This window comes from Caulobacter sp. D5, from assembly GCF_003185805.1.
Taxonomy (GTDB): domain Bacteria; phylum Pseudomonadota; class Alphaproteobacteria; order Caulobacterales; family Caulobacteraceae; genus Caulobacter.
In genome coordinates, this window is sequence record NZ_QHJY01000537.1 from 1 (window position 1) to 3,038 (window position 3,038).

General features: G+C 70.3%; 3 protein-coding genes. 2 read left to right on the top strand and 1 reads right to left on the bottom strand.

Annotated elements, in window-relative coordinates:
* The coding region (locus tag DMC18_RS24940; RefSeq protein WP_110133415.1) for an ATP-binding protein at nt 1–1,449 on the top strand (1,449 nt) is incomplete at its 5' end.
* On the opposite strand, the gene DMC18_RS24945 is transcribed toward DMC18_RS24940, so the two are convergent.
* The gene (locus tag DMC18_RS24945; RefSeq protein WP_110121480.1) at nt 1,446–2,390 is read right to left on the bottom strand and encodes a LysR family transcriptional regulator; all 945 of its coding nucleotides are present in this window, start codon (nt 2,388–2,390) and stop codon (nt 1,446–1,448) included. The genes DMC18_RS24940 and DMC18_RS24945 overlap by 4 nt on opposite strands.
* A 119-nt stretch (nt 2,391–2,509) precedes the next feature.
* Between DMC18_RS24945 and DMC18_RS24950 the strand changes: the two genes are divergently transcribed.
* The coding region (locus DMC18_RS24950) for a biotin/lipoyl-binding protein (protein ID WP_146218221.1) at nt 2,510–3,038 on the top strand (529 nt) is incomplete at its 3' end.

Below are 3,038 nucleotides of genomic sequence, written 5' to 3' on the forward strand. Positions count from 1 at the left end.
CTGCCGCGCACCACCGCCTCGCATCCGCCGCGCACCCTCGACGTGCGCCTGCAGCACGTGCGCGGCATCGGCGGGGCGTTCTCGTCGGTGTGGATCGGGACCTACCGCGAACTGGCGCCGCGCTATTACCTGCGGGCGTTCTTCCAGGTGCAGCTGCCGGCCTTCTCGGCGGCGGCGTTCCTGGCCACGGGCGTCTTCGCGCTGTTCGTCTGGCTCAGCCGGCGCGGCGAGCCGATCTACCTGCTGTTCTTCGCCATGTCGGCGGTGTGCTTCCTGCGCATGCTGCACACCTTCGTCGGCGTGCACCCGCTGGTGGTCTCCGACGCCTGGTTCGGCTGGATCACGGTCAATTCGCCCTACTGGATGATCGTGGTGCTGCACCTGTTCGCCTGCGAGCTGCAGGGCGCGCGGCAGCCGCGCCTGACCCTGGCCATCGTCGCCAACGGCGCAGCCTGGACGCTGGCCACCCTGCCGGGCCTGCTGGACGCGACCCTGATCGCGGCGCCGATCTACATCAACATGCTGCTGCTGGGCCTGGGCGTCGCCGCCAAATGGCTGCGACAGGCAGGGCGTGCCGGCTTCAGCTTCTCGACGCTGCTGGCGGTCTGGTGCCTGGTCACCCTGGCCTCGGGCCTCTACGACGTGGCGCTGCAACAGAACCTCGTCGACATCGAGAGCGTGTTCCTGACCAACTTCGCCGGCGTCGGGTTCACCCTGATCTTCTGGTACGTGATGTTCCGCCGCTACACCCAGGCGCTGGAGACGGCGACGAGGGCCAAGACGGATCTGGCGCGACGCCTGGCCCAGCGCGAGGCCGAGCTGACCGCCAGCCACGAGCGGCTGCGCGAGGTCGAGCACCGCGAACTGCTGCACCAGGAGCGCCAGCGGCTGATGCAGGACATGCACGACGGCCTGGGCTCGACCCTGGTCGGGGCGCTGCGGACCTTCGAAAGCGACCAGGCCTCCGATCTCGACACCGTCGGCATACTGCGCGACTGCATCGACGACCTGAAGCTGACCATCGACTCCATGGAGCCGGTCGAGACCGACCTGCTGCTGCTGCTGGCCACCCTGCGGTTCCGGCTTCAGCCGCGACTGGAGGCCAGCGGCGTCAGGCTGAGCTGGAGCGCCGGCGAGGTGCCGCCGCTGGAGTGGCTGGACCAGCGCCACGCCCTGCACATCCTGCGCATATTGCAGGAAGCCTTCGCCAACATCCTCAAGCACGCCGGGGCGGGCGAGGTGGCGGTGTCGGTGATCGCCATCGACGGCCGGGTCGAGATCCGGGTGCGCGACGACGGTCGGGGCTTCGATCCACTGGCGCCGTCGATGGGGCGGGGCCTGGCCAACCAGCAGCGCCGCGCCGAGGCGATCGGCGGCGCGATCGTCTGGGAGCCGCATCCGCGCGGCGCCTGCCTGGTGCTGGTGGTGCCGGTCGAGAAGGCTGGTTAGAGCAGCGCGCCGGCCTCGCGGCAGAGCTCCAGCAGCCAGCCGTTGGGCGAGTCCGGCGCGTCGCTGGCCCGCATCACCGCGCCGAACGGCGTCGGCGGCGGGGCGTTGGGCGGCTCGATCATCACCACCTTGCCGCGCTCGGCGGCGGTCTGGGCCAGGCGACGGGGCAGGATGCAGATCATGTCCGAGCGGGCGACCATGTTCAGGGCGCTGAACGAGTCCTGCACCGAGAATGACGGATCGGGGCTTTCGCCCAGGCCGTAGCGCTCGCCCCAGGAGGTGACCCGGCGCAGGCCAAGATGGCCCGCCGAGGTGCGGTCGGGATCGTCGTTGCCGCCGGTCACGCCCAGGCGCGGCAGGCGGGCGAGGGCGGCGTGGTCCAGTCCCTGGGCGATCGCCGGGTGACCGATCCGCGCGACCCAGACGCCGCTCTCGTCGAACAGCCGGGTGTGGGTGAAGCGGCCGGGCACGGCCTCGAAACAGCCGATGACCATGTCGAGCCGGCCGGTGTCGAGGTCCTCGGTCATGCCGGCGTAGAGATTGCGGAAGTGGACCTGGACGTTGGGCGCCACCGCCATCACCCGCTCGGCGATCAGCGGACCCAGCACGTAGGTGATGTAGGTGCCGGCCGCGACGTTGAAGGCGTGCTGGTCGACGGCCGGATCGAAGCGCGGGGCCAGGACCGCGGTCTCCAGCAGCTTCAAGGCCGTGCGGGCGGTCTCGGCGATCTCCAGCGCGCGGGGCGTGGGGCGCAGGCCGGTCTGGCCGCGCACGAAGAGGTCGTCGCCGACCATCTCGCGCAGGCGGCGCAGGGCGTGGCTCACGGCCGACTGCGAAAGCCCCAGGCGCTCACCGGCGCGGGTGGCGTTGTTCTCCTCCAGCAGGGTCACGAAAACCCGGAAGAGATTGAGGTCGGCGGTTCTGAAATTCACGGCGTTCATGGCTGACGTGAAGAGATATCATTTCACTCATGATGGGTGGAGTCCTATCTGCCCGCTCAAGGTTCGCGATCGAACGGACCTAGCGATTCCCGAAAACTCGAAGAGACGTGGAGCAGCGCGTGAGCGACGCTGAAGGTTATGACGCCATCGCCGAAGCCGAGGCCGATGCGGCCCGCAAGCGGCAAGGCCCAACGCAAGGCAAGACCCTGGGGCAACGGCTGCGCCTGCCGCTGATGATCGGCGTTCCGCTGGTCGTGCTGGCCGGGGTGGGCGTCGTGGTCCTGACCGGCGGCAAGTCCGAGACCACCGACAACGCCTATATCCAGTCCAGCCGCACGGCCATCAGCGCCAGCGTCGACGGCCGCGTGGTCGGGATCGAGGTCGGCGAGAACCAGGCCGTGAAGAAGGGCCAGGTGCTGTTCCGCCTGGATCCGGCCGACTACCAAGTCGCCGTGTCGGAGGCCGAGGCGGCCCTGGCCCAGGCCCGCTACGACGTCCAGGCCCGTCGCGCCGTCTACGGCCAGCGGCTGGCCGACATGGCCGCCGCCGAAGAGACCGCCGCCTACGCCAAGCGCGAGGCCGCCCGCCAGCGCGACCTTGCGGCCGCCGGCGTCGCCACCCAGGCCCAGGCCGACGAGGCCCGCCACG

Coding starts and splice junctions, on each gene's coding strand:
- DMC18_RS24945 (WP_110121480.1), bottom strand. CDS start 2,390: ATGAACGCCGTGAATTTCAGAACCGCCGACCTCAATCTCTTCCGGGTT.